Source organism: Kitasatospora sp. LaBMicrA B282 (assembly GCF_050325825.1).
GTDB lineage: Bacteria > Actinomycetota > Actinomycetes > Streptomycetales > Streptomycetaceae > Kitasatospora.
Genome location: NZ_JBNQTI010000109.1, coordinates 3776 through 30418 on the forward strand (window position 1 = coordinate 3776; position 26643 = coordinate 30418).

Genomic DNA, 26643 nt, shown 5'->3' on the forward strand with positions numbered 1-26643 from the left:
AGGGAGCGGTCTTTGCCCTAAAGAGAGGCTGTTTGTTCTCCTCTCCGTGTCCGTTGGGTTGTCCTCGGCGGCGGCCAGTGCGACCGCCGCCCAGCCCCAGTTCATGTGCGAGAGCTTCAGCTGGCCCGGCTGGATGGTGGTCACCGCCAGGTAGGCGGCGAAGGCCAGCGCGATCACCGTGATCAGGCTCTTCGGCTTGAGCCGCTCCAGCTTGGCCGGGGCGAGCTGGGCCTCCGGGGCGATCTGCAGGATCTGGCCGCGGAGCCGGCTGAGCAGGTCCTCGCCGGCCGCCGCGATGTCGTCCTCGGCCTCCTCCTGGGTCTTCTCGCCGGCCGCCACCTGCTCCAGCGCCAGCGCCTGGGCGGCCGCCTTGCGCTCCTTGGTCAGCTTGGCCAGGTCGGCGCGGGTCTGCCGGCTCATCCCGACCGGCTGCAGCAACGGCAGCGCGGCCGCCACCCGGTCCGCGCCCAGCACCCGGTTCGCGCAGGCGACCGCGCGCTCGGGGCCGATCCGCAGCGCGAAGGTGGTGAGCAACTGGGCGACGTCGATCCGCAGGGTCAGGTCGCCGGCCGCGATGTCGCCGCCGGAGAGGTTGACCAGGCTGCCCACCTTCTCGTCCACCACCAGCAGCGACTCGCCGGTCAGCCGGCGGTGCGCGATCCGGCGCTGGTGCAGCGCGCCGACCGACTCCCAGAAGGAGGCCATCACCTCGTCGGTGATCTCCGCCCCCGGCAGTTCGTCGAGGGTGCGGCCCTCCACCTTCTCGTAGACCAGGATCGCCGCGTCCGGGCCGAGCTCGGAGGTGGCCACCAGCTGCGGGGCGTGCGCGCCGGCCGCGGCGGCGGCGTAGGCGATCAGCGCCTCCTGCTCCAGCGCCTGGCGCAGCGACTGCGGGCTGCGCCGCACCGCCACCGAGCGCAGCCGGGCCCGGCGCCAGATCCGGTAGAAGAAGCCGGAGGCCTGCTGCTCGCGGTCGATGATGTGCACGTCCAGCGCCGGGGCACCCTGTTGGTGGACGAAGTAGCGGCGGGTGCCACCGGGGGCGTCCTGGGCGCGGTGCGCGTTCTGCGGGGCGAAGCCGAGCCGGCGCAGGCCGAGCATCAGGCTCTGCCCGGTCGGCCGGATGTTGGGCGAGCCGATCGCGTAGAGCGTGCCGCACGCCACCGACCAGCCGATCAGCACGGTGAGCAGCAGGGAGAGCGGCGTGGTGTCGCTGCTGATCAGCTCGGTGGCGCCGCTGAGCACCACGACCGACCAGAGCGCCAGCCGCCAGCGTGGTCGGCTGGTCATGCCGACCGCGGTCATGTAGGCGATCACCGGGGCCAGGTAGCCGTGCACCGGTTCGGTGATCGGGCCGCCGTTCTCCGGTAGTCGGGTCAGCGCGCTGCGGATGGTCTGCGAGGCCCCCTCGGCCACGTACCAGTCCACCGCGAGGGTGACCCCGTAGGCCAGCACCGAGGCGAGCACGCCGTCGGCGACCCGCAGGCCGTCGCGTTTGATCAGCCGTTCGACCGCGAAGGCCAGCGGCACCGCCAGCACCGCGACGGTGGAGACCAGGCCGAGCACGGTGGTCAGCCAGGGCGCCACGTTCTTCACGTTGGCGTGGATGTCGGTCTCGATGCCGCTGGTGGTCGACTTGGCGATGCTGGCGATGACGAAGAGCGCCCCGATGCCGAGCAGGCCGGCCAGGAAGCGGATCAGGTCGCCGGGTCGGTGCGCGCGGGCGGCGAGCAGCGGCTCGTCGACGGCCAGGCGCTCGCCGTCCTCGTCGTCGTCCTCGTCGGCGCCGGCCCGGCCGGCAGCGGTCGGGGTCGCGCCGGTCGGGGCCGCGCCGGCCGGGGTGGCGGCGGGCGCGGGCAGCGGAACCGGGCGCCGCTCGGACGGCGTCTGCTTCACCAGCGAGACCTTGGGCTCGGCGGCGGACTCCGCGGCGGGCTCCTCAACGGGGGGGAGCGTGGCGGCGGGTTCGCCGGCGCCCTCGTCCACGTCCACGTCAACCGTCCCGGTCATCTGGTCTTGTCCTCGTATCACCACTCACCGCCCCGAAGATGGTGGCATGCCGGGCGACCGGCCGCCGGACAGGGGCCGGGCCGGGCGCGGCGAATACCCCGCAGGTGCACCGTGCCTGCCCCGGATGGGCAAGAATGCCCGAGTGACGGACAAGCGCACGGCCGCTGCGGCCCCTCGACCCGCCGTCGAGCTGCCCCCGTTCGCCGAGCTGGTGCTCGATCTGGTCGACCGTATCCCGTCGGGGCGGGTGATGACCTACGGGGACGTCGCCGAGTACCTCGGACAGGGCGGGCCGCGCCAGGTCGGCCGGGTGATGACGCTCTACGGCGGCACGGTCGCCTGGTGGCGGGTGGTCCGGGCGGACGGCGCACTGCTGCCCGGGCACGAGCAGCGGGCGCTGGCCGCCTACCGGCAGGAGGGCACCCCGCTGCGCGGGCAGCGCGCGGCGGACCTGCCGCGCCTGGATCTGCGGCAGGCGCGCTGGGATGGTCGTTAGCGCCGGCACACAGAAATCCTGCCTCGCGGAACGCCCCGGCGGACCCCTCGCGGGCGCACCCGTTCCCGCGCGCGCCGGTGGATCTCGTAGGCTCTAAGACTCCCGAATCCTCCCGGACGACCCCCGGTTCCCCCCGGGTGTTTCCCGAGCGGTTCCCGGGATCACCGCCCACCGCCGACCCGCAGGACTCCCGTGGCCTCCCCCTACCGTCTGGTGCGCAGCCCGCTCGCGACGCCCGCACCACCCGTGCTGGACGAGTACCAGCGCGCGGTGGCCGAGCACCCGGGCGGCCCGTTGCTGGTGCTCGCCGGGCCCGGCACCGGCAAGACCACCACCCTGGTGGAGGCGGTGGCCCGCCGGGTGGAGCGGGGCACCGACCCGGAGCGGATCCTGGTGCTCACCTTCAGCCGCAAGGCGGCGATGGAGCTGCGCGACCGGATGGCGGTGCGGCTGGCCGCGGCGCCGCAGGCCACCACCTTCCACTCCTTCTGCCACGCGCTGCTGCGGGCCCACCAGGAGCCCGAGCGGCAGGCCGAGCCGCTGCGGCTGCTCTCCGGCCCGGAGCAGGACGTGATGGTCCGCGAGCTGCTGGCCGGCGGCGCCGAGGACGCGGCGGCCGGCCGGTCCCGGATCCGCTGGCCGCTGGACCTGCGGGCCTGCCTGACCACCCGCGGCTTCGCCGACGAGGTCCGCGCGGTGCTGGCCCGCAGCCGCGAGCTGGGCCTGGACGAGGCGGCGCTGGCCCGGTTCGCCGAGGGCGTGCAGCGGCCGGACTGGGCGGCGGCCGCGCACTTCCTGGCCGAGTACCTGGACGTGCTGGACCTGCGCGGGGTGCTGGACTACGCCGAGCTGGTGCACCGCGCGGTGCTGCTGGCCGAACGCGGCGAGGCCGACCTCGCGGACCGCTACGACGTGGTCTTCGTCGACGAGTACCAGGACACCGACCCGGCCCAGGTGCGGCTGCTGCGGCAGCTGGCCGGGGGCGGCCGGGACCTGGTCGCGGTGGGCGACCCGGACCAGTCGATCTACGCCTTCCGCGGCGCCGACCTGAACGGCATCCTCGACTTCCCGCGCCAGTTCCCGCAGCGGGACGGGCGGCCGGCCGAGGTCCGGGTGCTGCGGGTCTCCCGCCGCTCGGCCCCGAACCTGCTGGCGGCCTCGCGCCAGCTGCTGAGCCGGATGCCGATGGGACGGCTGCCGGCCGAGAAGCTGGCCCAGCACCGGGCGCTGCAGCCGGGGCGGCCCGGCGGGGCCGGCAGCGTGGCGGTGTACACCTACCCGACCCCCGGGGCGGAGCTGGAGAGCATCGCCGACCTGCTGCGCCGGGCGCACCTGGAGGACGGGGTGCCGTGGGGCGAGATGGCGGTGCTGGTGCGGGCCGGCGCCCGGGCGATACCGGGGGTGCGGCGGGCGCTGAGCGCGGCCGGGGTGCCGCTGGAGATCGACGGCGACGACCTGCCGCTGCGCGAGGAGCCGGCCGTGGTGCCGCTGCTGCTCGCGCTGCGGGTCTGCGCCGAGGGGGCGGTGCGGCCGCGGTCGGTGGGCGACGGCGACGGCGACGGCGACGGCGGTGACGAGGCCGGCACCGGCGTGGCCGGGCCGGACCCGCTGACCGTGGAGCTGGCGCACACCCTGCTGACCGGCCCGCTCGGCGGGCTCGACGGCTCGGACCTGCGGCGGCTGGGGCGGGCGCTGCGGGAGGAGGAGCGGGCCGCGCTGCGCGGGACCGCCGTGACGGCCGAGGGTGAAGAGACGGCTGAGCGTGGGGAGACGGCCGAGGGTGAAGAGACGGCTGTGGGGCGCGTGACGGCTGTGGTGCGCCCCTCGGACGAGCTGGTCCGGGAGGCGCTGGCCCACCCCGAGCAGCTGGTCACCCTGGACCTGCCGCCGGCCCGGCGGGCCCGCGAGCTCGGCCTGCTGCTGCGCAAGGTGCGCGAGCTGCTGGCCGGCGGCGGCACCGCCGAGGAGGCGCTCTGGGAGCTGTGGGACGGCAGCCCGCGCTGGCGCGAGCGGCTGGAGCGGGCCGCGCTGCGCGGCGGCGCGGTGGGCCGCAACGCCGACCGCGACCTGGACGCGCTCTGCGCCCTGTTCGAGACGGCCGCGCGGGCCGAGGAACAGGTCACCGGACACCGCGGCGCCCTCGACCTGCTGGCCGAGGTGGAGGCCCAGGACATCGCCGCCGACACCCTCACGGTGCGCACCACCCGCCCGGAGGCCGTCCGGCTGATGACCGCGCACCGGTCCAAGGGGCTGGAGTGGCGCCTGGTCGTGGTGGCCGGGGTTCAGGAGGGCCTCTGGCCGGACCTGCGCCGCCGCGGCTCGCTGCTGGAGGCCGACCGGATCGGCCGCGACGGCCTGGCCGAGCCGCTCACCCCGGGCGCGCTGCTGGCCGAGGAGCGCCGGCTCTTCTACGTCGCGGCGACCCGGGCCAAGGAGCGGCTGATCGTCACCGCGGTCAAGGCGCCGGCCGAGGACGGCGAGGAGCCCTCCCGGTTCCTGCGCGAGCTCTACCGCGAGGACCTGGACCCGAGGACCGGCAAGGTGCTGCGCCGCACCCCCGAGGTCACCGTCGAGGACGTCACCCACCGCCCGCGCCGCCCGCTGTCGATCGCCGCGCTGGTCGCCGAGCTGCGCGCGGTCACCGTCGACCCCACCCGGTCGCCGCAGCTGCGCCGGGCCGCCGCCGAGCGACTGGCCACGCTGGCCGGCGCGCGCGGCGAGGACGGGGTCCCGCTGGTGCCCGCCGCCCACCCCGACCGCTGGTGGGGGCTGGTCGAGCCGACCGGCAACCCGGTCCCGCTGCGCGAGCCGGACCGGCCCGTGCAGCTCTCCGGCAGCGGGCTGGAGCAACTCGACTCCTGCTCGCTGCAGTGGTTCCTGACCAAGGAGGTGAACGCGCAGACCGCCACCTCCGGCGCCCAGGGCTTCGGCAACGTGCTGCACGCACTGGCCGACGAGGTGGGTTCCGGACGCACCCCGGCCGACCTCGCGGTGCTGCTGGAGCGGCTCGACACGGTCTGGGACGCGCTCGCCTTCGACGCCCCGTGGAAGTCGACCCAGGAGAAGGCGCAGGCCCGGGCCGCACTGGAGCGCTTCCTGCACTGGCACGTGCTGGAGCGCGGGCGCACCACGCTGGCCACCGAGCACGGCTTCGACCTGACGCTGCCGGTCGGCGACCTCGCGGTGCGGATCCGCGGGGTGATGGACCGGGTCGAGCAGGACGCGGCGGGCCGGGCCTACGTGGTCGACTTCAAGACCGGCAAGCGGCACCCGAGCGACCGGTCGCTGCCCGAGCACAAGCAGCTGGCGGTCTACCAGCTGGCGGTGCGCCAGGGCGCGCTGGACGACCTGGTGAACCCCCGGCCCGAGCCGGGCGGCGCCGAGCTGGTGCAGCTGCGGTTCGAGGACAAGAAGCAGCCGGAGTCACCCAAGGTCCAGCAGCAGCCCGCGCCGGGCGGCCAGCCCTGGATCGAGGACCTGCTGGCCGACGCGGCCGGCCGGGTGCTGGCCGAGCGGTTCGTCCCGACCACCGGCGACGGCTGCGGCAGCTGCGCCTTCCAGCGCAGCTGCTCGGCCCAGCGGGCCGGGCGGCAGCTGATCGACTAGCCGTCCCGGCCGGCGCGGGTCGTCCGTGGTTGTCCACAGGCCCCTGGTTGTCCACACCCCTGTCTTTGTCCACACCCCTGTTTTCGTTCACTGGGCCGTGGTTGTCCACAGGCCGGCCTGCGCTTTTCCTCGACTGTCCCCGCCCCCGACTACCGTGAAGGCCATGCTCACCCACCCCGACCAGCTGAAGGAGTTGCTCGGCATCCCCTTCAACCGGGAGCAGCTGAGCGCGATCGGCGCGCCGCTGGCGCCCGCGGTGATCGTGGCCGGGGCCGGGTCGGGCAAGACCACGGTGATGGCCGCCCGGGTGGTCTGGCTGGTCGGCTCCGGCGCGGTGCGGCCGGAGCAGGTGCTCGGCCTGACCTTCACCAACAAGGCCGCCGCCGAGCTGGCCGAGCGGGTGCGCACCGCGCTGGCCCGGGCCGGCCTGCGGGACGGCGAGGAGGCCGGCGCTCCCGGCGCGGGTGCCGGCGACAGCGAGCCGGGCGGCGAGCCGGAGATCTCCACCTACCACGCCTTCGCCGGCCGGCTGCTCAAGGAGCACGGCCTGCGGATCGGCATCGAGCCGGACGTCCGGCTGCTCGCCGACGCCACCCGCTTCCAGCTGGCCGCCCGGGTGCTGCGCTCCGCGCGCGGCCCCTTCCCGCACCTCAAGGACCGCTTCTCGGCCCTGGTCGGGGAGCTGACCGCGCTCGACGCCGAGCTGGCCGAGCACCTGGTCGAGCCGGCCGCACTGCGGGCCTTCGACACCGGGCTGCTGGCCGAGCTCGCCACCGCCAGGCTGACCAACCAGGAGCTGCGGGACGTCCCCGAGGCCGCCCGGGGCCGCCAGGAGCTGCTCACCCTGGTCGAGGAGTACCGCCGCCGCAAGCAGGCGGCCGGCCTGTTGGACTTCGGCGACCAGATAGCCGCCTCGGCCGGGCTGGCCCAGCAGCGCCCGGAGGTCGGCCGGCTGCTGCGCGACCAGTACCGGGTGGTGCTGCTGGACGAGTACCAGGACACCTCGGTGGCCCAGCGGCTGCTGCTGGCCGGCCTGTTCGGCGCCACCGAGGCGTACCCCGGCGGCCACCCGGTGACCGCGGTCGGCGACCCGTGCCAGGCGATCTACGGCTGGCGCGGCGCCTCGGTGGCCAACCTGGACGACTTCCCGCACCACTTCCCGAAGGCCGACGGCACCCCCGGCGACCGCTACGCGCTGAGCGAGAACCGGCGCAGCGGCGGGCGGCTGCTGGCCTTCGCCAACGAGCTGGCGGCCCCGCTGCGGGCCCGGCACGAGGGTGTGGCGGCGCTGCGCCCGGCGCCGGGCGCCGAGCTGGACGGCCTGGTCCGGGTGGCGCTGCTGCCCACCCACGCCGAGGAGGTCGACTGGCTGGGCGACTCGATCGCCCACCTGGTGCGCACCGGCACCGCGCCCGGCTCGATCGCGGTGCTCTGCCGCAGCGGCGTCGCCTTCCCGGACCTGCACGCCGCGCTGGTGGCCCGCGAGGTGCCGGTCGAGGTGGTGGGGCTGGGCGGGCTGCTCCAGCTGCCCGAGGTGGCCGACCTGGTGGCGGTCTGCGAGGTGCTGCAGGACCCGACCGCGAACGCCGCCCTGGTCCGGCTGCTGATCGGCCCGCGCTGGCGGATCGGCCCGCGCGACCTGGCGCTGCTCGGGCGCCGCGCGGCCGGCCTGGTCCGCACCGCCGCGGCCGACGGCGCCGACCCGTTGGCGGCTGCCGTGGCGCAGACCGACCCCACCGAGGTGGTCTCGCTCTCCGACGCGCTGGAGACCTTCGTGGCCGCCGGCGAGCAGCCGGACGAGCTGCCCTTCTCGCCCGAGGCCCGGGCCCGCTTCGCCCACCTGGCCCGGGAGATCCGCGACCTGCGCCGGGCCCTGGCCGAGCCGCTGATGGACGTGCTGCACCGGGTGGTCGCCGCCACCGGCCTGGACGTCGAGCTGGCCGCCTCCCCGCTGGCCCTGGCGGCCCGCCGCCGGGAGACCCTGCAGGCCTTCCTGGACGTCGCGGCCGGCTTCGCGGACCTGGACGGCGACCCGGGCCTGTCCGCCTTCCTGGGCTTCCTGCGGGCCGCCGAGGAGTGGGACCGCGGCCTGGACGGCAGCCTGCCCGGCGGCGCGGACACCGTGAAGGTGCTCACCGCGCACAAGTCCAAGGGCCTGGAGTGGGACGTGGTGGCGCTGCCCGGGCTGGTCAAGGGGGCCTTCCCGAGCAGCCGCGGCCGGGAGCGCTGGACCAGCCGCCGCCCGGTGCTGCCGTACCCGCTGCGCGGCGACGCGGCCACCCTGCCCGCCGGGCCGGCCTGGACCGCCAAGGGGATGACCGCCTTCAAGGAGGCGCTGAAGGAGCAGACCGGCACCGAGGAGCTGCGGCTCGGCTACGTCGCGGTGACCCGGCCGCGCTCGCTGCTGCTGGCGAGCGGCCACTGGTGGGGCCCCTCGCAGAGCACCCGGCGCGGCCCCTCCGAGTACCTGGAGAGGCTGCGGGCGCACGCCGAGCAGCCCGGGGCCGGCGAGGTCGAGGAGTGGGCCGAGGCGCCGCTGGACGACGCGGAGAACCCGGCGCTGCGGCCGGCCGGCGAGACCCCCTGGCCGCTGCCGCTGGATCCGGCCGCCCTGCTGGCCCGGCGGCGGGTGGCCCAGGTGGTCGGGGCGCGGCTGGCCGGGGTCCCGGCGCCCGCGCCCGAGCCGCTGGCCCCCGAGGAGCAGCGCCAGGTCGAGTCCTGGGACCGCGACCTGACCGCGCTGCTCGGCGAGCTGGAGCGGTCCCGGCGCACCGAGCGCGCCGTGCCGCTGCCACCGGCGCTCACCGCCACCCAGCTGATGCGGCTGGCCGCCGACCCGGACGGCCTGGCCCAGGAACTGGCCCGCCCGCTGCCCCGCCCGCCGGCCACCGCGGCCCGGCGCGGCACCCGGTTCCACAGCTGGATCCAGGCCCAGTACGCCCCGCTGCCGCTGCTCGACGCGCAGGCGCTGCCCGGCCTGGAGGACGCCGCGGCGGACGGGATCGCCGACGAGCACGAGCTGGAGCTGCTCAAGGAGGCCTTCCTGCGCGGCCCGTACGCGCAGCGCCGCCCCTACCGGGTCGAGGCGCCGGTGCAGGTGGTGCTCGGGGGCCGGGTGGTGCGCGGCCGGATCGACGCGGTGTACCGGGAGCGTGACGGCGACGCTGGGTCACCGGGCGGCTACCGGTACGAGTTGGTGGACTGGAAGACCGGTCACCTGGAGGAGGCCGATCCGCTGCAGCTGGCGATCTACCGGGTGGCCTGGGCCGAGCAGCGCGGCCTGCCGCTGGAGCAGGTCACCGCCGCGTTCTGCCACGTGCGCAGCGGCCGGATCGAAAGACCCGCCGGACTTCCCGGCCGGAAGGCGTTGGAAACGCTTCTGGTCGGGAAGAGTGACTAATAGGTCACAGAGAGCATCCAAGTCGTCACGGAGTCGCGCGAAACCGATGCGCCGTGCACGTTTCGCGCCTATTGTGGAGTCGGTTACCGGTCACCCGCGTCTGCTCGGCCACCGGACGGGCCCCCTTTCCTCACCCTCAGTCATCGCCGCAGGTGTTCAGCCGAGCACCGGGCGCCTTCTGCTGGAGAACCTAAGTTGAGCGCCACCGGGAAGTTGAGCGCGACCGGATGGATCAGAGACCGGTTCGCCGGTCCGACTCGGGGGCCGGCCACCGTCCGATCGACCGGCACCTGGCCCAGGACCGCCCTGGCCCTGCCCTTCATCGGCATGGCCCTGGTGATCTGCCTGGACTACTTCAGCACCATCGAGGTGACCGTCGAGCCGGCCCTCACCGCGGTTCCCGCGCTGGCGGCGATCGTCAGCCGGCGGGTCTGGTACCCGATCCTCACCGGCGCGCTGGCCGAGGTCGCGGCCTTCGGCCTGGCCGCCTACAACCACGTCCTCGGCGAGTCGGTGCACAGCGCCACCGTCTTCGCGGTCGCCCTGGTCACCGCGATCAGCTGGGTCAGCGCCACCCTGCGGGTGCGCCAGGAGCAGGCGCTGGCCGACGCCCAGCTGGTGGCCGAGATCGCCCGCCGGGTGCTGCTGCGCTCGGTGCCGGACCGGGTGGGCAGTGTCCGGGCCGGGGTGCACTACGCGGCCGCCGCCGCGCACGCCCGGATCGGCGGCGACCTGTACGAGGTGGTCAACACCCGGCACGGGGTGCGCGCGGTGGTGGGCGACGTGCGCGGCAAGGGGCTGGGCGCGGTGGAGACGGCCGCCGCGGTGCTCGGTGCCTTCCGCGAGGCCGCGCACCAGGAGCCGGCGCTGGACCGGGTGGCCGGCTGGCTGGCGGTCAGCCTGGACCGGGCGCTGCACGAGCACGAGCACCCCGGCGTGGAGGAGGAGTTCGTCACCCTGGTGCTGATCGGGGTGGCCCCGGACGGCACCGCGGAGATCGTCAACTGCGGCCACCCGGCGCCGCTGCTGCTGCGGGCCGACGGTGCGGTGCAGGTGCTGGAACTGGCCGAAACGGTTCCCCCGCTGGGCGTGCTGGACCCGGCGGAGGTCGCGCCGCCGGTGCACCGGGTGCCGTTCCGCCCCGGCGACCGGGTGCTGCTCTTCACCGACGGGGTGATCGAGGCCCGGGACCGGGCCGGCCGCTTCTACCCGCTGGCCGAGCGGCTGCCGGGCTGCGCGGTGGCCGGTGCGCCGGTGGAGGTGCTGCACCGGCTGCACGCGGACGTGGTGCGGCACGTCGGCCGGCCGCTCGGCGACGACGCGGCGATGCTGCTGCTCCAGTACGAGCCGTTGCTCGGCGGCCCCCCGCAGCAGGTGCCGCACCAGGGCGGGCGGCTGGCCCACCACTGAGGGCCGGCCGACCCCCGTGAAGCCGGTCCACCGGCCGGCCCGCGGGTCGGCCGGTCAGAGGTCGACCTCCACCAGCAGCGGGCGGTGGTCGGAGACCCCGACCCGGGGTGCGGCGACCGTGCCCACCGCGGTGCGCGGCACGCCCACCGCCAGGACGTGGTCGAACTGCACCGTCGGGCGGTGCGAGGGGTAGGTGGGGGTGCGGGCCAGGTCGTGCCAGCCGCGCAGCTGCGGGTGCCCCTCACGGGCGAGCCGGCTGCGGGCGCCGAGCGATCCGCGCGACCCGCGGGCCCGGACCCGGCCGAGCGGGCGGGGCTCGCCCGACAGTCGCGGCCGGCGCCGGACGGCCGGCGCCCGGTCCAGCGCGGTGGCGCCGCCGAGCACGGTGCGCGGCACCGGGCCGACCAGGTTGAAGTCGCCGAGCACCAGGTAGGGCCGGGGCAGGTCGGCGATCCACCGCCGGATGCCGGCCAGCTGGGCCATGTTCCAGCCGGGCACGAAGGACAGGTGGGTGGCGACGACGGTGAACGGGCCGCGCTCGCCCTCCAGCACCGCCGCCAGCGCGGCCCGCGGCTCGTCCGGCACCGGGGTCAGCCCGCGCCGCCCGGCCACCCGCAGCGGCAGCCCGAACGGGGCCGGCGCGAACCGCCGGGCCCGCCAGTGCCGTACCGGCAGCCGGGTGAGCAGCGCGGTGCCGTAGGAGGGCGAGTCGGTGGCGTGGTCCAGCTGCTCGGGGCCGTAGACCCGCAGGCCGGGCACCGCCGGGTCGCGCAGCCAGCCCGCCACCGGCGCCGGGCGCCCGTGCAGCGCGGCGGCGAACCGCCAGTCGGCCGCGTCCATCGCGGCGGCGGCCACCGCGCTCTGGTCGGTCAGGCCGGAGCGCTGCTGGTGCCGGTCCACCTCCTGGAGCGCCAGCACGTCGGCGTCCAGTGCGGTGATCGCCGCGGCGAGCGGGTCGGCGGCCAGGGGCGGGTAGGGCAGCGGGCTGCCGTCGGCGGCCAGCGGCTGGCCGTGCAGCAGGTTGAAGGTCGCGATGCGAAGCGGGCTCACACCTGGTGACGGTACGCCAGGAAGGCGCACGGCTCGTGAGGGGGATGCATACCGGGTATACAAGCGACCGCATACCGGGTATACATACTCGGTATGTCCATCAGACACGGTCTGCTCGCCCTGCTCGACGAGGGGCCCCGCTACGGCTACCAACTGCGCACCGAGTTCGAGGCCCGAACCGGTGCCACCTGGCCACTGAACGTCGGCCAGGTCTACACCACGCTCGGCCGCCTGGAACGGGACGGCCTGGTCGCCCCGGACGGCGAGGACGACGAGGGCCACCAGTTCTACGCCGTCACCGACCAGGGCCGGGCCGAGCTGCGGTCCTGGTTCGACAGCCCGGTCTCGCGCACCAACCCGCCGCGCGACGAGCTGGCGATCAAGCTCGCGATGGCCGTGACCGTGCCCGGGGTGGACGTCCACGCCGTCGTGCAGAACCAGCGCCGGCACAGCGTGCGGGCGCTGCAGGACTACACCCGGCTGAAGGCCCGGGCGATGGCGGCCGAGGCGGCCGGCACCGGGGACGGCAGCGCCGACCTGGCCTGGTTGCTGGTCCTCGACCAGCTGATCTTCCAGGCCGAGGCCGAGGTCCGCTGGCTGGACCACTGCGAGACCCGGCTGGCCAACCACCGCGCCCGCCCGACCGCCCCCGGTGCGCCCGCCTCGCGCCGCACCGGACAACGACAAGAACTGGGGGAACGATGACCACGACCGCACCCAGTCCGGACCACCGGACCGACTCCTTCGACCCGACCCGACCCGTGCTCCGGCTGGAGCGGGTGAGCCGGGTCCACGGCCACGGCGCCGCCCAGGTGCACGCGCTGCGCGAGGTGGACCTGACGGTCCGTCCGGGGGAGTTCGTCGCGGTGATGGGGCCCTCCGGCTCCGGGAAGTCGACCCTGCTGACCCTGGCCGGCGGCCTGGACACCCCGAGCGAGGGCAAGGTGCTGGTCGAGGGCCGCTCGCTGGGCGACCTCTCCCGGCGCAAGCTGGCCGAGGTGCGCCGCCGCTCGGTCGGGTACGTCTTCCAGGACTACAACCTGATACCGGCGCTCACCGCGGTGGAGAACGTCATGCTGCCGCGCGAGCTGGACGGCACCACCGCCCGCTCCGCCCGCCGCGAGGCCCAGGCGGCGCTCGCCGAGCTGGGCATCGCGGAGCTGGCCGACCGCTTCCCGGACGACATGTCCGGCGGGCAGCAGCAGCGGGTGGCGATCGCCCGGGCGCTGATCGGGGACCGGCGCCTGGTGCTGGCCGACGAGCCCACCGGCGCGCTGGACACCGCCACCGGTGAGGCGGTGCTCGCGGTGCTGCGGGCCCGCTGCGACGCCGGTGCGGCGGCCGTGATGGTCACCCACGAGGCCCGGCACGCGGCCTGGGCGGACCGGGTGGTCTTCCTGCGCGACGGCCGACTGGTCGACGAGACCGGCACCGAGCCGGCCGAGAGCCTGCTGGCCGGCGCGGCCGGCCCCGGGTACGACGGGCCGGTGTCCTGATGCGCCCCGGACGTTGGCGGGTGGCCCTGCGGATCGCCCGCCGCGACGCGCTGCGGGCCAAGGGCCGCAGCCTGCTGGTGCTGGCGATGATCGCGCTGCCGATCCTCGGGGTGACCGGGGCCGACGTGGTCTGGCGCAGCACCAGCCTGACCACCACCGAGCGGCTCGACCGCTCGCTCGGCCAGGCCGACGTGCTGCTGCGCTCGCACATGCCCGGCGGCACCGTCCTGCAGGCACCGTTCGCCGAGGACGGCGAGGACGACAAGCCCGGCGGCGCGCAGCCCACCGCCGAGCAGCAGCGCAGCCGCAGCACCGACCCGGCCACCCTGGCCGCCCAGCTGCTGCCGCCCGGCAGCGTGCTCACCCCGCTGGCCTACGACCAGGAGGTGGTGGCGAGCAGCACGGCCGGCCAGCTGCAGACCACGGCCACCGAGGCCGACCTGGCCGACCCGCTCTGGCAGGGCCGGCTCGACCTGCTGCGCGGTCGGGCCCCGCGCCAGGACCACGAGCTCGCGGCCACCCAGGCCTTCCTGGACGACTCGGGGCTGCGCATCGGCAGCACCACGAAGCTCCGCGACCTCGGTGACGCACCCTTCACCATCACCGCGGTGGTGGAGTACCCCGACGAGCTGAAGCGCTCGGAGCTGATCGCCCCGCCCGGTGCGCTCGCCGCCCTGGCCGGCGCGAGCGGCGCGGCCGGTGACGGATCGGGCACGAACGGTGCGGCCGCCGGCGGGCCGGGCGCGAACGGCTGGCTGGTCCGGCTGCCGGCCGGCGCGACGGTCGACTGGGGCAAGGTCCAGGAGCTGAACCGCTACGGCTTCGCCGCCACCTCGCGCAGCGTGGTGCTGCACCCGCCGGCCCGCTCCGCGGTGCCGTACTACGCCGAGCAGGACGGCGCCTCGCAGCAGGGCTACTTCGACCGCGAGGTCGTGGTGGTGCTGGTCACCGTGGTCGGCATGGCGCTGCTGGAGGTGGTGCTGCTGGCCGGCCCCGCCTTCGCCGTCGGCGCCCGGCGCTCCCGGCGGCAGCTGGGGCTGCTGGCCGCGGCCGGTGGCGACCGGGCGCAGGTGCGCACGGTGGTGCTGGCCGGCGGCGCGGTGCTGGGCCTGGTCGGCACGGTGGTCGGGATGCTGCTCGCGGTGCTGCTGGTGGTGCTCACCAAGTCGCCCACCGAGCAGTTGGCCGGCCAGCGGTTCGGGACGCTGCGGGTGCTGCCGCTCGACCTGCTCGGCATCGCCGCGGTGGGCCTGGGCACCGGGCTGCTCGCGGCGCTGGTCCCGGCCGTGCAGGCGGCCCGGCAGGACGTGGTGGCCGCACTCACCGGGCGGGACAGCACCAGGCCGCCGTCGAAGCGGCTCACCGTGCTCGGCCTGGCGATGGTGGCCGGCGGGGCGGCGCTGGCACTGTTCGGCGCGACCAGCGGGCTGGGCAGCCGCAGCTGGGCGGTGCTCGGCGGTTCGATGGTCGCCGAGCTCGGCATGGTCGCCTGCACCCCGGTGCTGGTCGGCCTGTTCGGGCGGCTTGGCCGCCTGCTGCCGCTCGGGCCCCGGCTGGCGCTGCGCGACTCGGTGCGCCACCGCAGTCGCACCGCCCCGGCGGTGGCGGCGGTGATGGCTGCGGTGGCCGGTTCGGTCGCGGTCGGCATCTACATCGCCAGCAGCGACGAACAGGGCCGGCAGGCCTACCAGCCCGAGGCGCCGCCCCACTCGGTCTCGTTCTCGCTGAACCGGACCACCCCCGACCCCGCCTCCGCCGCCGCCCAGCGGGCGGCCGTGCAGCGGTCGGCGCCGGACCTCGGCGTGCGGGCCGACGTGGGCTCGGTCAGCTACCCGGCCGGCTGCAAGGCGGCGACCTGCGGCGAGGTCGAGGCGCTCGCGGCACCGGCCGCCCGCTGCCCGCTGGACGACGGCCAGTACCACACCGGTGTCGACTACGGCCGCTACGCCGCCGACCCGCGGTGCCGCAACGAGGTCGTCCCGGGCCGGTTCGGCTCGGTCGTGGTGGGTGACACCACGACCCTGCACAACCTCTTCGACGTGCACGACAGCGCCGTCGAACAGGCGGTGGCCGACGGCGAGGCGGTGGTCTTCGACCCGCGGATGCTGCAGGACGGCAAGGCCTCGATCCGACTCCAGGAGCCCTACCGGCAGGGCCAGGACCCGAGCAAGGCCTCGCCCAGCCACGAGGTCACCGTCGACGCGGTGCTGGCCCCGGCGCAGGCTCCCGGCGGCGGGCTGTTCCTCGGCCCGAAGGCCGTCGCCGCGCTCGGGCTGACCACCGTGGACGCCGGCTCGGTCTGGCTGCCCGCCACCGCGCCCGACTCGGCCACCCAGCAGCGGGCCGCCGCCGCGCTCATCGCGGCCGGCGGGGACAGCCGGACCCTGTACGTCGAGCGCGGCTACCAGTCGCAGCGGTCGGCCATGGTGCTGGCGCTCTCCGGCATGGCCGCGTTGGTGGCGCTGGGCGCCGCGGGCATCGCCACCGGTCTGTCCGCCGCGGACTCGCAGCGGGACCTGAGCACGCTGGCCGCGGTCGGGGCGGCGCCGCGGATCCGGCGCTCGCTCTCCGGCTTCCAGTGCGCGGTGATCGCCGCGATGGGGGCGGTGCTCGGCACGGTCTGCGGCGCGGTGCCGGCGGTGGCGCTGCGCCGGGTCCAGGCGAGCGGGGTGCTCGGGGGCGGCCACCCGGTGATCGCGGTGCCGTGGACGGAGCTGGGGCTGACCCTGGTCGGCCTGCCGCTGCTGGCGATGCTGCTGGCCGCGGTGCTCACCCGGTCCCGGCTGAACCTGGTGCGGCACACCGGCTGACCCGGTCCGCGTGACGGACGTAACAGCCGCCGCCGCGGTCCGCCCCCCGGACCGCGGCGGCGCCGGGTTGCCGCGGCGAACTAAAGTCGTCCGTATGACGAAAACCCCGGACAGCGTCGTCCGCTCCTTCATCGACCGGCACGAGGCCGACTTCCTGGCCGACCTCACCGACTGGCTGCGCATCCCCTCGGTGGGCGCCGACCCGGAGCGGGCCGGCGACGTGCGCCGCTCGGCCGAGTGGCTGGTGGCAAAACTGCGCGAGACCGGCTTCCCGGTGGCCGAGGTGTGGGAGACGGACGGGCTGCCGGCGGTCTTCGCCGAGTGGCCGTCCGGCGAGGCGGATGCGCCCACGGTGCTGCTCTACGGCCACCACGACGTGCAGCCGGCCGCCCGGGCGGACGGCTGGGACACCGATCCGTTCGAGCCGACCGTGGTCGGCAACCGGCTGTACGCCCGCGGTGCGGCGGACGACAAGGGCCAGGTCTTCTTCCACACCCTGGGCCTGCGCGCCCACCTGGCGGCCACCGGGCGCACCGCCCCGGCGGTCAACCTCAAGCTGCTGGTCGAGGGCGAGGAGGAGTCCGGCTCGCCGAACTTCGGCGCCCTGCTGCGCCGCGAGGCCGAGCGGCTGGCCGCCGACCTGGTCTTCGTCTCGGACACCGGGATGTGGAGCGAGACCACCCCGACCGTCTGCACCGGGATGCGCGGCAAGGCCGACTGCCAGATCGACCTGTACGGCCCGGACAACGACATCCACTCCGGCTCGTTCGGCGGGGCGGTGCCCAACCCGGCGACCACCGCGGCCGAGCTGGCCGCCGCGCTGCACGACGCCGACCGCAGGGTCGCGGTGCCGGGCTTCTACGACGGCGTGATCGAGCTGACCGAGCGGGAGCGCGAGCTCTTCGCCAAGCTGCCGTTCGACGAGGCCGGCTGGCTGCGGACCGCCAAGTCGCACGGCACCCAGGGCGAGGCCGGCTACTCCACCCTGGAGCGGATCTGGGCCCGGCCGACCGCCGAGGTGAACGGGATCTGGGGCGGCTACACCGGCCCGGGCAGCAAGACCATCGTGCCGGCCGAGGCGCACCTGAAGATCTCCTTCCGGCTGGTGGCCGGGCAGGACCCGGAGCGGGTCGAGCGGGCGATCGCCGACTGGGTGGCCGGGCAGCTGCCGGCCGGCGTCCGGCACGAGATCGCCTTCCGGTCCGCCACCCGCCCGTGCCTGACCCCGCTGGACCACCCGGCGCTGCAGTCCACCGTCCGGGCGATGGAGCGGGCGTTCGGGCAGCAGGTGCTGTTCACCCGGGAGGGCGGTTCCGGCCCGGCCGCGGACCTGCAGGACGTGCTCGGCGCGCCGGTGCTCTTCCTCGGGATCTCGGTGCCCTCGGACGGCTGGCACTCGGTGAACGAGAAGGTCGAGCTGGACCTGCTGCGCAAGGGTGTGGAGGCCAGCGCCCACCTGTGGGGCGACCTGGCCGAGAACTACCGGCCGGCGGCCGGGGACCACTGACGACATCTGTGATCGGGGACGGATCGACGCTATGAGCACCATGCCTGACACCGAACGGCCGGTCGGACTGCCGCTGGCCCGGGCCGGAGTGGACCGGGCCGCCCAGCACCGGCTGGACGAGCCCTGGCTGGCGGCCGCCTGGAGCCACCCGACCACCAAGGTGCTGCCGATCGCCGGCGGCGAGGCCTTCGTGGTGGACACGGACACCGGCACCGAGCTGGTCCTGCTGCCCTCCTTCGAGGCGCCGCAGACCGGCGACCGCTACTTCCTGGGCACCGACGAGGACGGCGTCTCCTACTTCGCGCTGGCCGGCGAGACGCTGCCCGGCCGGCTGGACGGCGACGCCCGCCCGGCCGGGCTGCGGGAGGTCGGCGGGACCCTGTCGGACCGCGACGCCGGCCTGCTGGTGCACGCGGTGGCGCTGGAGCACTGGCACCGGCTGCACAGCTTCTGCTCCCGTTGCGGGCACCCGACCGAGAAGGCCGGCGCCGGCCACCTGCGGCGCTGCACCTCCTGCGCGGCCGAGCACTACCCGCGCACCGACCCGGCGGTGATCATGCTGATCACCGACGAGCAGGACCGCTGCCTGCTGGGCCGGCAGGCGCTCTGGCCGGAGGGCCGCTGGTCCACGCTGGCCGGGTTCGTCGAGCCGGGCGAGTCGATCGAGCAGGCGGTGGCCCGCGAGGTGCTCGAGGAGGCCGGGGTGCGGGTCGGCGAGGTCGAGTACGTGGCCAGCCAGCCGTGGCCGTTCCCGGCCAGTCTGATGTTGGGGTTCATGGGCAAGGTGGCGCCCGGTGGGGCGCAGATCACGGTGGACGGCGAGGAACTGGCCGAGGCGCGCTGGTTCTCCCGGGCCGACCTGCGGGCCGGTTGGGAGTCCGGTGAGATCGTGCCGCCGACCGGGATCTCGATCGCCCGGCACCTGATCGAGCGCTGGTACGGCGAGCCGATGCCGACCTCGCTGCGCTGGTAGCGGAAATACTCGGGGGGCGTGCAGGAATTAATCCACGCCCCCCTCTGCCGCGTTTGGCTGCCGACCGTTGTCACGGCCCGGATGATCGGGAAAACCCGCAGCTCAGCGCGGTGGAGCAGGTCCGGGGATCAATTGTCCGGCGGGCAATCATGGCCAATTATGGTCGGTTTAGCCGGGCGGCTCAGGGCGGAATCGCTACATTTCCAGCGTGACCATCTCCAGTGGAAGCGTTCCGTCCCCCAAGTACCAGCGACTGGCCGCCGACCTGCGCCGGCGGATCGCGGCCGGCGAGTGGCGCGGGGACACCGCGCTGCCCGTGGAGTCCGAACTGGAGCAGCAGTACGGGGTGGCCCGGAACACCGTCCGCCTCGCGGTCGACGTCCTGGTCAACGAGGGGCGGCTGGTCCGGCTCCAGGGCAAGGGCACCTTCCTGCGCGAGCACCCGGTGCTGGACCACCGCGCCTACGGCCCGCCGCTCGCCTGGGCGGCCGAACCGCCCGGCGCCGCGGAGCCGCCCGGCGCCGCGGAGCCGTTCGGTGCCGCGGAGCCGTCCGGTGCCGCAGGGCCGCCGGTCGCCCCGGTGACGCTGCTGCTGCCCGCCCAGCGGGACGGCCTGGCGGCCCCCAGTGCGGTCTACGCGGCCGAGGCGGACGCGGCGGGGCGGGCGCTGACCGCCGAGTTCGAGATGCTGATCGTGCGGGCCAGGGTGGACGTGGCCGAGCGGCTCGGGCTGCGGCCCGGGGAGGCGGTGGTGGTCCGCCGGCAGCTGCGGTTGATGGACCGCGAGCCCTACTCGATCGAGGAGAGCCACTACCGGGCCGGGGTGGCGGCCGGCACCGCGCTGATGGAGCCCGATCCGGTGCCGGGCGGCGACGAGGCGGTGCTGGCGGCGCTGGGCCGGGTCGAGGTCGGGGCGGTGGACCAGCTGGTGGCCCGGATGCCCGGACCCGAGGAGGCGCAGTGGTTCCAGGGCGGCCCGGGGGTCCCGCTGCTGGTGCAGACCCGGGTCACCTACGACCGGCGCGGTCCGGTGCGGGTGATCGAGACCCGCTACTCGGCCGACCGCTGCCGGCTGGTCTACGGGCTCGGCGAGCTGGCCGCGCGTCCGTGGCCGCAGGCGGGGACGGGGGCCGAGCTGCGGACCGAGCCGCGGGCCGAGCCGTGGGCCGCCGAGTCGAACCGGTCCTGACGGGCCGGACGGCCCGTCAGGCGGTGGGCCGGGTCAGGCCGCGAGCGCGGACTGGACCTGGCGCAGGCTCGGGTTGGTCATCACCTTGCGCTCGCCGCTGGCACCGACCACCACGACCGTCGGGACGGTCTGGTTGCCGTCGTTGGCCTGCTCGACGAAGGTCGCGGCCGCGGCGTCCTGCTCGATGTTGATCTCCTGGTAGCCGATGCCCTCGCGGTCGAGCTGGCTCTTGAGGCGGTTGCAGTAGCCGCACCAGGTGGTGCTGTACATCGTCACGCTGCCGGACATCGAAAGGGCTCCTTCGTCGAGGGACGGTCTCGCGGAGCACAACGTATGCGATGCCACCGCCATTCCGGCGGGCCGGGCGGGATCCCGGGGCAGGCCTTGTCAGGTCGGTGACCGGGGTGGGCGCTCGAGGGGCCCGGAGCCTTCGAGGTCCGGTGCCTCCGGGGTCTGGTCCGATCGTCATACCAGGGCTGTGGACAACCCGCGGTGGATTGTCGGCGATTCCTGCCAGGATGTCCGAACCGGGCCGGGTGGCCCGGCGGGCTGAGAGGATGGAGCCCATGCAGGAAGAGCTGTTGATCGACACCCCCGGTGGTTACGGCGGCCGGCCGGCCGATGCGGACGCCGTGCTGGCCGGGCTCGATCCCGAGCAACGAGCGGTCGCCACCGCGCTGCACGGGCCGGTCTGCGTGCTGGCCGGCGCGGGCACCGGCAAGACCCGGGCGATCACCCACCGGATCGCCTACGGGGTGCGCAGCGGCGTCTTCCAGCCGCAGCAGGTGCTGGCGGTCACCTTCACCGCGCGGGCGGCCGGCGAGATGCGCGGCCGGCTGCGCCAGCTCGGTGCCGACGGGGTGCAGGCCCGCACCTTCCACGCGGCCGCGCTGCGCCAGCTCCAGTACTTCTGGCCGCGGGCGGTCGGCGGCGAGGTGCCCCGGCTGCTGGAGCGCAAGGTCCAGCTGGTCGCCGAGGCGGCCGCGCGCAGCGGGCTGCGGGTGCAGCGCACCGAGCTGCGCGACCTCACCGGCGAGATCGAGTGGGCCAAGGTCACCCAGATCGTGCCGGACGACTACCCGGTCGCGGTGGCCAAGGCCGGCCGCGACGCGCCGCGGGACGCCGCCGAGATCGCCCGGGTCTACGCGACCTACGAGCAGACCAAGCGCGACCGCAACGTGATCGACTTCGAGGACGTGCTGCTGCTCACCGCGGCCATCCTGGAGGACCGCCCGGAGATCGCCGACCGGGTCCGGGCCCAGTACCGCCACTTCACCGTCGACGAGTACCAGGACGTCTCGCCGCTCCAGCAGCGGCTGCTCGACCAGTGGACCGGCGGCGGTGCGGGCGCCAGCCTGTGCGTGGTCGGCGACGCCAGCCAGACCATCTACTCCTTCACCGGGGCCACCCCCGACTACCTGTTGAACTTCCGGGTCAAGCACCCCGACGCCACCGTGGTGAAGCTGGTCCGCGACTACCGCTCCACCCCGCAGGTGGTGCAGCTGGCCAACGGGCTGCTGGCGCAGGCCCGCGGGGCGGCGGCCCGGCACCGGCTGGAGCTGGTCTCGCAGCGCCCGGCCGGCCCCGAACCGGTCTTCGTGGAGTACGCCGACGAGCCGACCGAGGCCGAGAGCACCGCGTACCGGATCAAGGAGCTGATGGACCAGGGGGTGCGGGCCAGCGAGATCGCGGTGCTGTTCCGCACCAACAGCCAGTCCGAGGTCTACGAGCAGGCGCTGGCCGACCTCGGGCTGGCCTACCAGCTCAAGGGGGCCGAGCGGTTCTTCGAGCGGCCCGAGGTGCGCGAGGCGGGGCTGCTGCTGCGCGGGGCCGCCCGGTCCGGGGACGACCCGCTGACCGCGGGCGCGCCCGACCTGGCGGCCCAGGTGCGGGCCGTGCTGGCCTCCCGGGGCTTCACCGCCACCCCGCCGGCCGGCTCCGGCGCGGTGCGCGAGCGGTGGGAGTCGCTGGCCGCCCTGGTCCGGCTCGCCGAGGAGTTCGAGACCGCCCGGCGGGGGGCCGGCGAGCCGGCCGACCTGTCCGCCTACGTCGCCGAGCTGGACGCCCGGGCCGCCGCCCAGCACGCGCCGGCGGTCGAGGGGGTCACCCTGGCCTCGCTGCACGCGGCCAAGGGCCTGGAGTGGGACGCCGTCTTCCTGGTCGGCCTGACCGAGGGCACGCTGCCGATCATCTACGCCAAGACCGACGAACAGTTGGAGGAGGAGCGCCGGCTGCTCTACGTCGGGGTGACCCGGGCCCGGGCGCACCTCTCGCTCTCCTGGGCGCTGTCCCGCTCGCCGGGCGGGCGGGCCAGTCGCAAGCCCAGCCGCTTCCTGGACGGGCTGCGGCCCGGGTCGGCGGCGGGGCAGCGCACCTCCCGCGGGCGCGGCTCGGCGGAGGGCGGGGTGGAGCGGTCGGCCGGTCGGCGGGCGCCGCGCGGCCCGGTCAAGTGCCGGGTCTGCGGCCGCACCCTGACCGAGGCGGTGGAGCGCAAGCTGCGCCGCTGCGAGGGCTGCCCCTCCGCGATGGACGAGGGCCTGTACGAGCGGCTGCGCGAGTGGCGCTCGCGGCGGGCCAAGGAGCAGGGCGTCCCGGCCTACGTGGTCTTCACCGACGCGACCCTGATGGCGATCGCCGAGGACGCCCCCACCAGCACCGGGGAGCTCAGCCTGATCTCCGGCGTCGGCGCCATGAAACTGGACAAGTACGGGGCTGCCGTGCTGTCGTTGTGTGCGGGGGAAGACCCCGATGAGGACCAGGCCGCCGAAGCGGACGACCTCTCGGGTGAAGCCGCTGGCGACCTCGCCGCGGACGACGCGGAGCAGGCTCGGCAGGAGCTGTCGGGGGAGCCGTTCGAGGAGCTCCGGGAAGAGTCCCGGAACTCGCCGGAAAAATAGTTTGCGCGCTGCACACGAAGCGCAATAGCCTGCCGGAGCGGTCAAGGGGACGAGACCGCGGAGCCGATCGGGGGCTGACCCGGACCGGCTTTCCCCTGCGCACAATCGCTTGACCCCTGCTTCGCCGCAGGGCAGCAAGACCGACCGAACATCCGAAAACCGGAGCCCGGGGGACTGGGCACCGCGAGACGCCGAGAGGAGGCGAAGACAGTGGAGACCAAGAAGATGAACACCAAACTGACTGGCCAGATCGCTGTTTCCGCTTGCTCGCGTCTTTCCGCCATGGGCGGAGTCTCGCTCTCGGGTGTCGGCGGCGGTCTGGGCCTCGACGCCACTCGTGTCGACGTGACCGGTGTCACCGGTGCCCTGCGCACCAGTGTCCTGGGCAGCGGTTGCACGGGCAGCGGTGTCGAGACCGGTCTGTCCCTCGGCTGGGCCTCCGTTGTCGCCGGCTCCCCTCGCGTGATGCGCGACGGCCGACCGACCGAGGCACCGAAGGCGGTGGATGCGGCAGCCAAGCATGGCGCCTATCTGCAGGTCATCGGTGCCGGAGCCGCCCAGAAGCAGGACGAGCAGCAGATCGACCTGGCCGAGGCCGCCTTTATCGGCGCCGAAGCCATCCGGAACCGGGCCTTCCGCGGGCCTGAACCCTGGAGAGAACGAACCTGAGGCACCCTCAGGTCGGCACCCTCCAGGGCCGCGGAACCCGAACACCGGGATCCGCGGCCCTCTTGTTTTGTCCGGTACGACAGACCACCAGGCCCCTCGGGGCCTCCGGCCCAGCCCACCAGCCCGCTGGACCGGAACCACAACTCAGACGAGGAAGACGCATCAGTGTCCACGGTCATCACGCCGCCCCTCACGTCCGTACCGCCGACAACGCCGACCCAGGCCCCGCCCGCCCAGTTCCCTCCTCCGGAAGGTTCCCTCATGCAGATCACCGCGCTCGACGACGCCGAGACTCTTGGCGCCCCCATCCCGTGCCGCTCCTTCGACCCCGAGGTCTTCTTCGCCGAGACCCCGGCTGACGTCGAGTACGCGAAGTCCCTCTGCGGCACGTGCCCGGTGAAGGCGGCCTGCCTGGCCGGCGCGCTCGAGCGCCGCGAGCCGTGGGGCGTCTGGGGCGGCGAGCTGTTCGTCCAGGGTGTCGTGGTGGCCCGGAAGCGGCCGCGTGGTCGCCCGCGCAAGACCGAGGTCATGGCGTGAACCCGGCCCATCGAGCAGCGGTCCACCGGGAATGCCCCCCGGCGGACGGCGCACTGCGCCACTCCGTTCGCATCGCCCTTGCCCAGGCTGATGCAGCGGCAGCAGAGACTCCCTACCCGACGCACTACGAGCAGGACCACGACATGGCGATCACCGCAGGGCCCAAGGCCCGCGCCGAGCAGACCACCGAACTTCTGATCCAGAACAGGACCCTGGAAATGCATCTCATGCACGAAAACCTGGCCCGAACCCATATGCAAGCACGCCTCCAGGAGGCGGAGGACCAACGCCTGGCCCGCGCCGTGCGCCTGCGCCGCAAGGCGGAGCGCGCCTCGCTGCGGGCCCGCAAGGCCCTCGCCGCGGTGGTCCTCTGACCGTCGGCGATCCCCCCGGCCGCGGCCGGCCGGGGGACCGCCTGGCGTAGGACCACAGTGTTGGACCCGCACCACAGTGTTGGACCCGGACGGCAACCGTGCCCCGGCACCCGATCGGCGGGTGCCGGGGCACCGCCGTCCCCGGTCACCGATCGGCGGGGCCGGTCACTCCTGCGCGAAGCCGGGGAGCCAGGTGAGCATCTCGCTGCGGAACGGGGCCTGGGCGCCGAGCTGGCAGAGCACGCCGATGGTGCTGAGCGTGACTCGGTGGATCAGCAGGTAGTCCGGCGGCAGGTTGAGCTGCTTGCCCAGGTTGTAGGCGGGGGAGCGGGGATCGGCGATCCGCGCGGCCTGCGCCCGCATCCAGGCCCGGGTGAAGTGGAAGTCGTCCACCGCGGCGGGCTCGATGATCGGGCGCAGGTAGTCCAGCACCGCGTCCGGGTCGAGCTCGATGGTCGGTTTCACGAAGCCCTCGGCCCGCAGCATCTCCAGCACCCCGACCGCGTCCCCGGCCAGCGCCATCCGCAGCGAGTCCCCGATCGGGCGGGGCAGCCCGCCGGGCAACCGGTCCACCGTGCCAAAGTCCATCACTCCGAGCCGCCAGCCGCCCACCGGACCGTCGTCCTTCAGCAGCCGGAAGTTGCCCGGGTGCGGGTCGGCGTGCAGCAGGCCGGTGCGGGCCGGGCCGGCGAAGAGGAACCTGGCCAGCAGGTGGCCGGCCCGGTCGCGCTCGCCCTTGGCACCACCGGTGATCACCTCGGCCAGCGGGGTGCCGTCCATCCACTCGGTCACCAGGACCTGGTCGGCCTGGGCCACCACGCCCGGCACCCGGATGTCCGGATCGTCGGCGAACACCTCGGCGTGCACCCGCTGGGCCTCGGCCTCCAGGCCGTAGTCCAGCTCCTCGGCGACCCGGTTGCGCAGCTCGGCGATCAGCGGCTTGATGTCCAGGCCGGGGATCAGCGGGCCGAGCAGCCAGGCGACCCGGCTGAGTTGGGCGAGGTCGGAGAGCAGGGCGTCGCCCGCGCCCGGGTACTGGACCTTCACCGCGACCGCTCGCCCGTCCTGCCAGACGGCCCGGTGCACCTGACCGATCGAGGCCGCGGCGGCCGGCCGGTCGTCGAAGCTGCGGAAGTTGGCCCGCCAGTCCCGGCCGAGCCGCTGGGAGAGCGCCGCGTGCACCGAGGCGGCCGGCATGGGCGGCGCGGCGTCCTGAAGCTTCGTCAGGGCGGCCCGGTAGGGGCCGGCCACCTCCTCCGGCAGCGCCGCCTCGAAGACCGACAGCACCTGCCCGAACTTCATGGCGCCGCCCTTGAGTTCACCGAGGACCTTGAACAGCTGGTCCGCGGTGGCCTGCTGGAGCTCGGCGGTGACCACCTCGGCGGACCGGCCGCCGATCCGCTTGCCCAGGCCGAGCGTGGCGCGCCCCGCTATTCCGAGCGGCAGGGCGGCGAGCCGCGCCGTGCGGGTCACAGCCTTGCGCGGAAGATCGCTCACCGGGGCCTCCCAATCGAACGTGTGCCGGTGACCACCGCGGCTGCGGCGGCCGGGGGACGGCGGTCACTAGGCCATTGTGCCCGCTCGCTTTCAGGACCCGGCCCGGGCCCGGGCCGTGGCTCGGTCGGAGTTCCGGGTGCTGAGGCGCACCCGTTGGCTCGAGACCGTATCCGGAAGGTGTCGGGGACCGCTCGAGGTGGAGTCGCAGCGGGGTCAGCGCCAGAAGCAGCCGCAGTCGGTGTGCGGGGAGAGCCGCAGCCGGCGCACCATGCCGTCCTCGGCGGAGACCTCGCACCAGCCGTCCACGCTGGGCGGCCGCACCCCGTCCAGCAGCAGCAGCGTGTGCAGTCCGGCGAGGCCGGCCACGGCGGCGGCCACCGCGCCGTCGCACGCCGGCTCGCGGGGCCGGGCGGACCCGCCGGCCGCGATCTGGGCGAGCAGCCGGGGCCAGGCCGCGTCCCGGTCGGTCCGGGTCAGGCCCAGGCAGCGGCCGCAGGCCGAGGCGCCGGGCAGCACCAGCGGACCCACCACCCCCAGGTGCTCGACCACCCCGAGGTAGAGGTGGGCCGTGCCGGACTGCATCAGCGCCTGCGCCTCGACGGCATCGGCGGCGTAGGCACCGGTGCCGTCCCGGGGCGCCAGCACCACCAGGTCCGCCGCCCGACCCGGGGGAGCCGCGCCGGGCGGGGCGGGCGGGGAGGCCCGGGGCGGCGCGGCCCCCG

The 26643-nt window shown here is 75.1% G+C and carries 18 protein-coding genes and 1 pseudogene; 14 read left to right on the forward strand and 5 right to left on the reverse strand.

Annotation, left to right across the window (positions count from 1 at the left end; all coding sequences use genetic code 11):
- Positions 1-2010 (reverse strand): TIGR00374 family protein (locus ACQRUO_RS26105; RefSeq protein WP_428318507.1); only part of this gene is annotated, 2010 nt, incomplete at its 3' end.
- A gap of 124 nt (positions 2011-2134) precedes the next feature.
- On the opposite strand from ACQRUO_RS26105, the gene ACQRUO_RS26110 reads away from it, so the two are divergent.
- The 4 genes from ACQRUO_RS26110 (at position 2135) to ACQRUO_RS26125 (ending at position 10922) form a co-directional block, all read left to right on the forward strand.
- On the forward strand, positions 2135-2506 hold the full coding sequence (locus ACQRUO_RS26110; RefSeq protein WP_428318508.1) for an MGMT family protein: 372 nt from the start codon (positions 2135-2137) through the stop codon (positions 2504-2506).
- Between the two features lie 192 nt (positions 2507-2698).
- Positions 2699-6112, forward strand: coding sequence for an ATP-dependent helicase (locus ACQRUO_RS26115; RefSeq protein WP_428318509.1), 3414 nt, complete (start codon positions 2699-2701; stop codon positions 6110-6112).
- A gap of 154 nt (positions 6113-6266) precedes the next feature.
- Positions 6267-9512 (forward strand): ATP-dependent DNA helicase, encoded by a 3246-nt coding sequence (locus ACQRUO_RS26120; protein ID WP_428318510.1) that lies wholly within the window; start codon positions 6267-6269, stop codon positions 9510-9512.
- A gap of 327 nt (positions 9513-9839) precedes the next feature.
- Positions 9840-10922 carry a PP2C family protein-serine/threonine phosphatase gene (locus tag ACQRUO_RS26125; RefSeq protein ID WP_428318511.1) on the forward strand — a complete coding sequence of 361 codons (1083 nt, stop codon included), beginning with the start codon at positions 9840-9842 and terminating at the stop codon, positions 10920-10922.
- Between the two features lie 54 nt (positions 10923-10976).
- Here ACQRUO_RS26125 and ACQRUO_RS26130 read toward each other — a convergent pair whose 3' ends face one another.
- On the reverse strand, positions 10977-11972 hold the full coding sequence (locus ACQRUO_RS26130) for an endonuclease/exonuclease/phosphatase family protein (protein ID WP_428318512.1): 996 nt from the start codon (positions 11970-11972) through the stop codon (positions 10977-10979).
- Between the two features lie 93 nt (positions 11973-12065).
- Here ACQRUO_RS26130 and ACQRUO_RS26135 point away from each other — a divergent pair, with 93 nt between their 5' ends.
- The 6 genes from ACQRUO_RS26135 (at position 12066) to ACQRUO_RS26160 (ending at position 19947) form a co-directional block, all read left to right on the forward strand.
- Complete coding sequence (locus tag ACQRUO_RS26135; protein ID WP_428318513.1) at positions 12066-12677, forward strand: PadR family transcriptional regulator; 612 nt, start codon at positions 12066-12068, stop codon at positions 12675-12677.
- Positions 12674-13468 (forward strand): ABC transporter ATP-binding protein, encoded by a 795-nt coding sequence (locus tag ACQRUO_RS26140; protein WP_428318514.1) that lies wholly within the window; start codon positions 12674-12676, stop codon positions 13466-13468. Before ACQRUO_RS26135 ends, ACQRUO_RS26140 begins: the two co-directional genes overlap by 4 nt.
- Positions 13468-16278: an FtsX-like permease family protein gene (locus ACQRUO_RS26145; protein WP_428318515.1), complete on the forward strand. Its 2811-nt coding sequence runs from the start codon at positions 13468-13470 to the stop codon at positions 16276-16278. The genes ACQRUO_RS26140 and ACQRUO_RS26145 overlap by 1 nt, the downstream gene beginning before the upstream one ends.
- Before the next feature lie 94 nt (positions 16279-16372).
- The gene (locus ACQRUO_RS26150) at positions 16373-17785 is read left to right on the forward strand and encodes a dipeptidase (protein WP_428318516.1); all 1413 of its coding nucleotides are present in this window, start codon (positions 16373-16375) and stop codon (positions 17783-17785) included.
- Positions 17786-17816: 31 nt separating this feature from the next.
- Positions 17817-18758: an NAD(+) diphosphatase gene (gene nudC / locus ACQRUO_RS26155; RefSeq protein ID WP_428318517.1), complete on the forward strand. Its 942-nt coding sequence runs from the start codon at positions 17817-17819 to the stop codon at positions 18756-18758.
- Positions 18759-18966: 208 nt separating this feature from the next.
- Positions 18967-19947, forward strand: coding sequence for a GntR family transcriptional regulator (locus tag ACQRUO_RS26160; RefSeq protein ID WP_428318518.1), 981 nt, complete (start codon positions 18967-18969; stop codon positions 19945-19947).
- 33 nt (positions 19948-19980) lie between these two features.
- On the opposite strand, the gene ACQRUO_RS26165 is transcribed toward ACQRUO_RS26160, so the two are convergent.
- The gene (locus ACQRUO_RS26165) at positions 19981-20235 is read right to left on the reverse strand and encodes a mycoredoxin (RefSeq protein WP_428318519.1); all 255 of its coding nucleotides are present in this window, start codon (positions 20233-20235) and stop codon (positions 19981-19983) included.
- 269 nt (positions 20236-20504) lie between these two features.
- On the opposite strand from ACQRUO_RS26165, the gene ACQRUO_RS26170 reads away from it, so the two are divergent.
- The 4 genes from ACQRUO_RS26170 to ACQRUO_RS26185 all read left to right on the forward strand — a co-directional run bounded on the left by ACQRUO_RS26170 (position 20505) and on the right by ACQRUO_RS26185 (position 24424).
- Positions 20505-22844: an ATP-dependent DNA helicase UvrD2 gene (locus ACQRUO_RS26170; protein ID WP_428318520.1), complete on the forward strand. Its 2340-nt coding sequence runs from the start codon at positions 20505-20507 to the stop codon at positions 22842-22844.
- A gap of 210 nt (positions 22845-23054) precedes the next feature.
- Positions 23055-23513, forward strand: a complete 459-nt coding sequence (locus ACQRUO_RS26175) for a hypothetical protein (protein ID WP_428318521.1) — start codon at positions 23055-23057, stop codon at positions 23511-23513.
- 177 nt (positions 23514-23690) lie between these two features.
- A complete protein-coding gene (locus tag ACQRUO_RS26180; protein WP_428318523.1) occupies positions 23691-24050 on the forward strand; it encodes a WhiB family transcriptional regulator in 360 nt (119 codons plus the stop codon).
- 143 nt (positions 24051-24193) lie between these two features.
- A complete protein-coding gene (locus tag ACQRUO_RS26185; RefSeq protein ID WP_428318524.1) occupies positions 24194-24424 on the forward strand; it encodes a hypothetical protein in 231 nt (76 codons plus the stop codon).
- 165 nt (positions 24425-24589) lie between these two features.
- Here the strand turns inward: ACQRUO_RS26185 and ACQRUO_RS26190 are convergent, their stop codons facing one another.
- Positions 24590-25921 (reverse strand): ABC1 kinase family protein, encoded by a 1332-nt coding sequence (locus ACQRUO_RS26190; RefSeq protein WP_428318522.1) that lies wholly within the window; start codon positions 25919-25921, stop codon positions 24590-24592.
- Positions 25922-26134: 213 nt separating this feature from the next.
- Positions 26135-26643: pseudogene (locus ACQRUO_RS26195) on the reverse strand (ThiF family adenylyltransferase); the annotation flags it as partial.

What these genes read in the sequence shown, in the direction of transcription:
- ACQRUO_RS26110 (WP_428318508.1), top strand. Translation starts at nt 2,135, where the DNA reads ATGGGCAAGAATGCCCGAGTGACGGACAAGCGCACGGCCGCTGCGGCC.
- ACQRUO_RS26125 (WP_428318511.1), top strand. Translation starts at nt 9,840, where the DNA reads ATGGCCCTGGTGATCTGCCTGGACTACTTCAGCACCATCGAGGTGACC.
- ACQRUO_RS26135 (WP_428318513.1), top strand. Translation starts at nt 12,066, where the DNA reads ATGTCCATCAGACACGGTCTGCTCGCCCTGCTCGACGAGGGGCCCCGC.
- ACQRUO_RS26140 (WP_428318514.1), top strand. Translation starts at nt 12,674, where the DNA reads ATGACCACGACCGCACCCAGTCCGGACCACCGGACCGACTCCTTCGAC.
- ACQRUO_RS26145 (WP_428318515.1), top strand. Translation starts at nt 13,468, where the DNA reads ATGCGCCCCGGACGTTGGCGGGTGGCCCTGCGGATCGCCCGCCGCGAC.
- ACQRUO_RS26150 (WP_428318516.1), top strand. Translation starts at nt 16,373, where the DNA reads ATGACGAAAACCCCGGACAGCGTCGTCCGCTCCTTCATCGACCGGCAC.
- nudC (WP_428318517.1), top strand. Translation starts at nt 17,817, where the DNA reads ATGAGCACCATGCCTGACACCGAACGGCCGGTCGGACTGCCGCTGGCC.
- ACQRUO_RS26165 (WP_428318519.1), bottom strand. Translation starts at nt 20,235, where the DNA reads ATGTCCGGCAGCGTGACGATGTACAGCACCACCTGGTGCGGCTACTGC.
- ACQRUO_RS26170 (WP_428318520.1), top strand. Translation starts at nt 20,505, where the DNA reads ATGGAGCCCATGCAGGAAGAGCTGTTGATCGACACCCCCGGTGGTTAC.
- ACQRUO_RS26185 (WP_428318524.1), top strand. Translation starts at nt 24,194, where the DNA reads ATGGCGATCACCGCAGGGCCCAAGGCCCGCGCCGAGCAGACCACCGAA.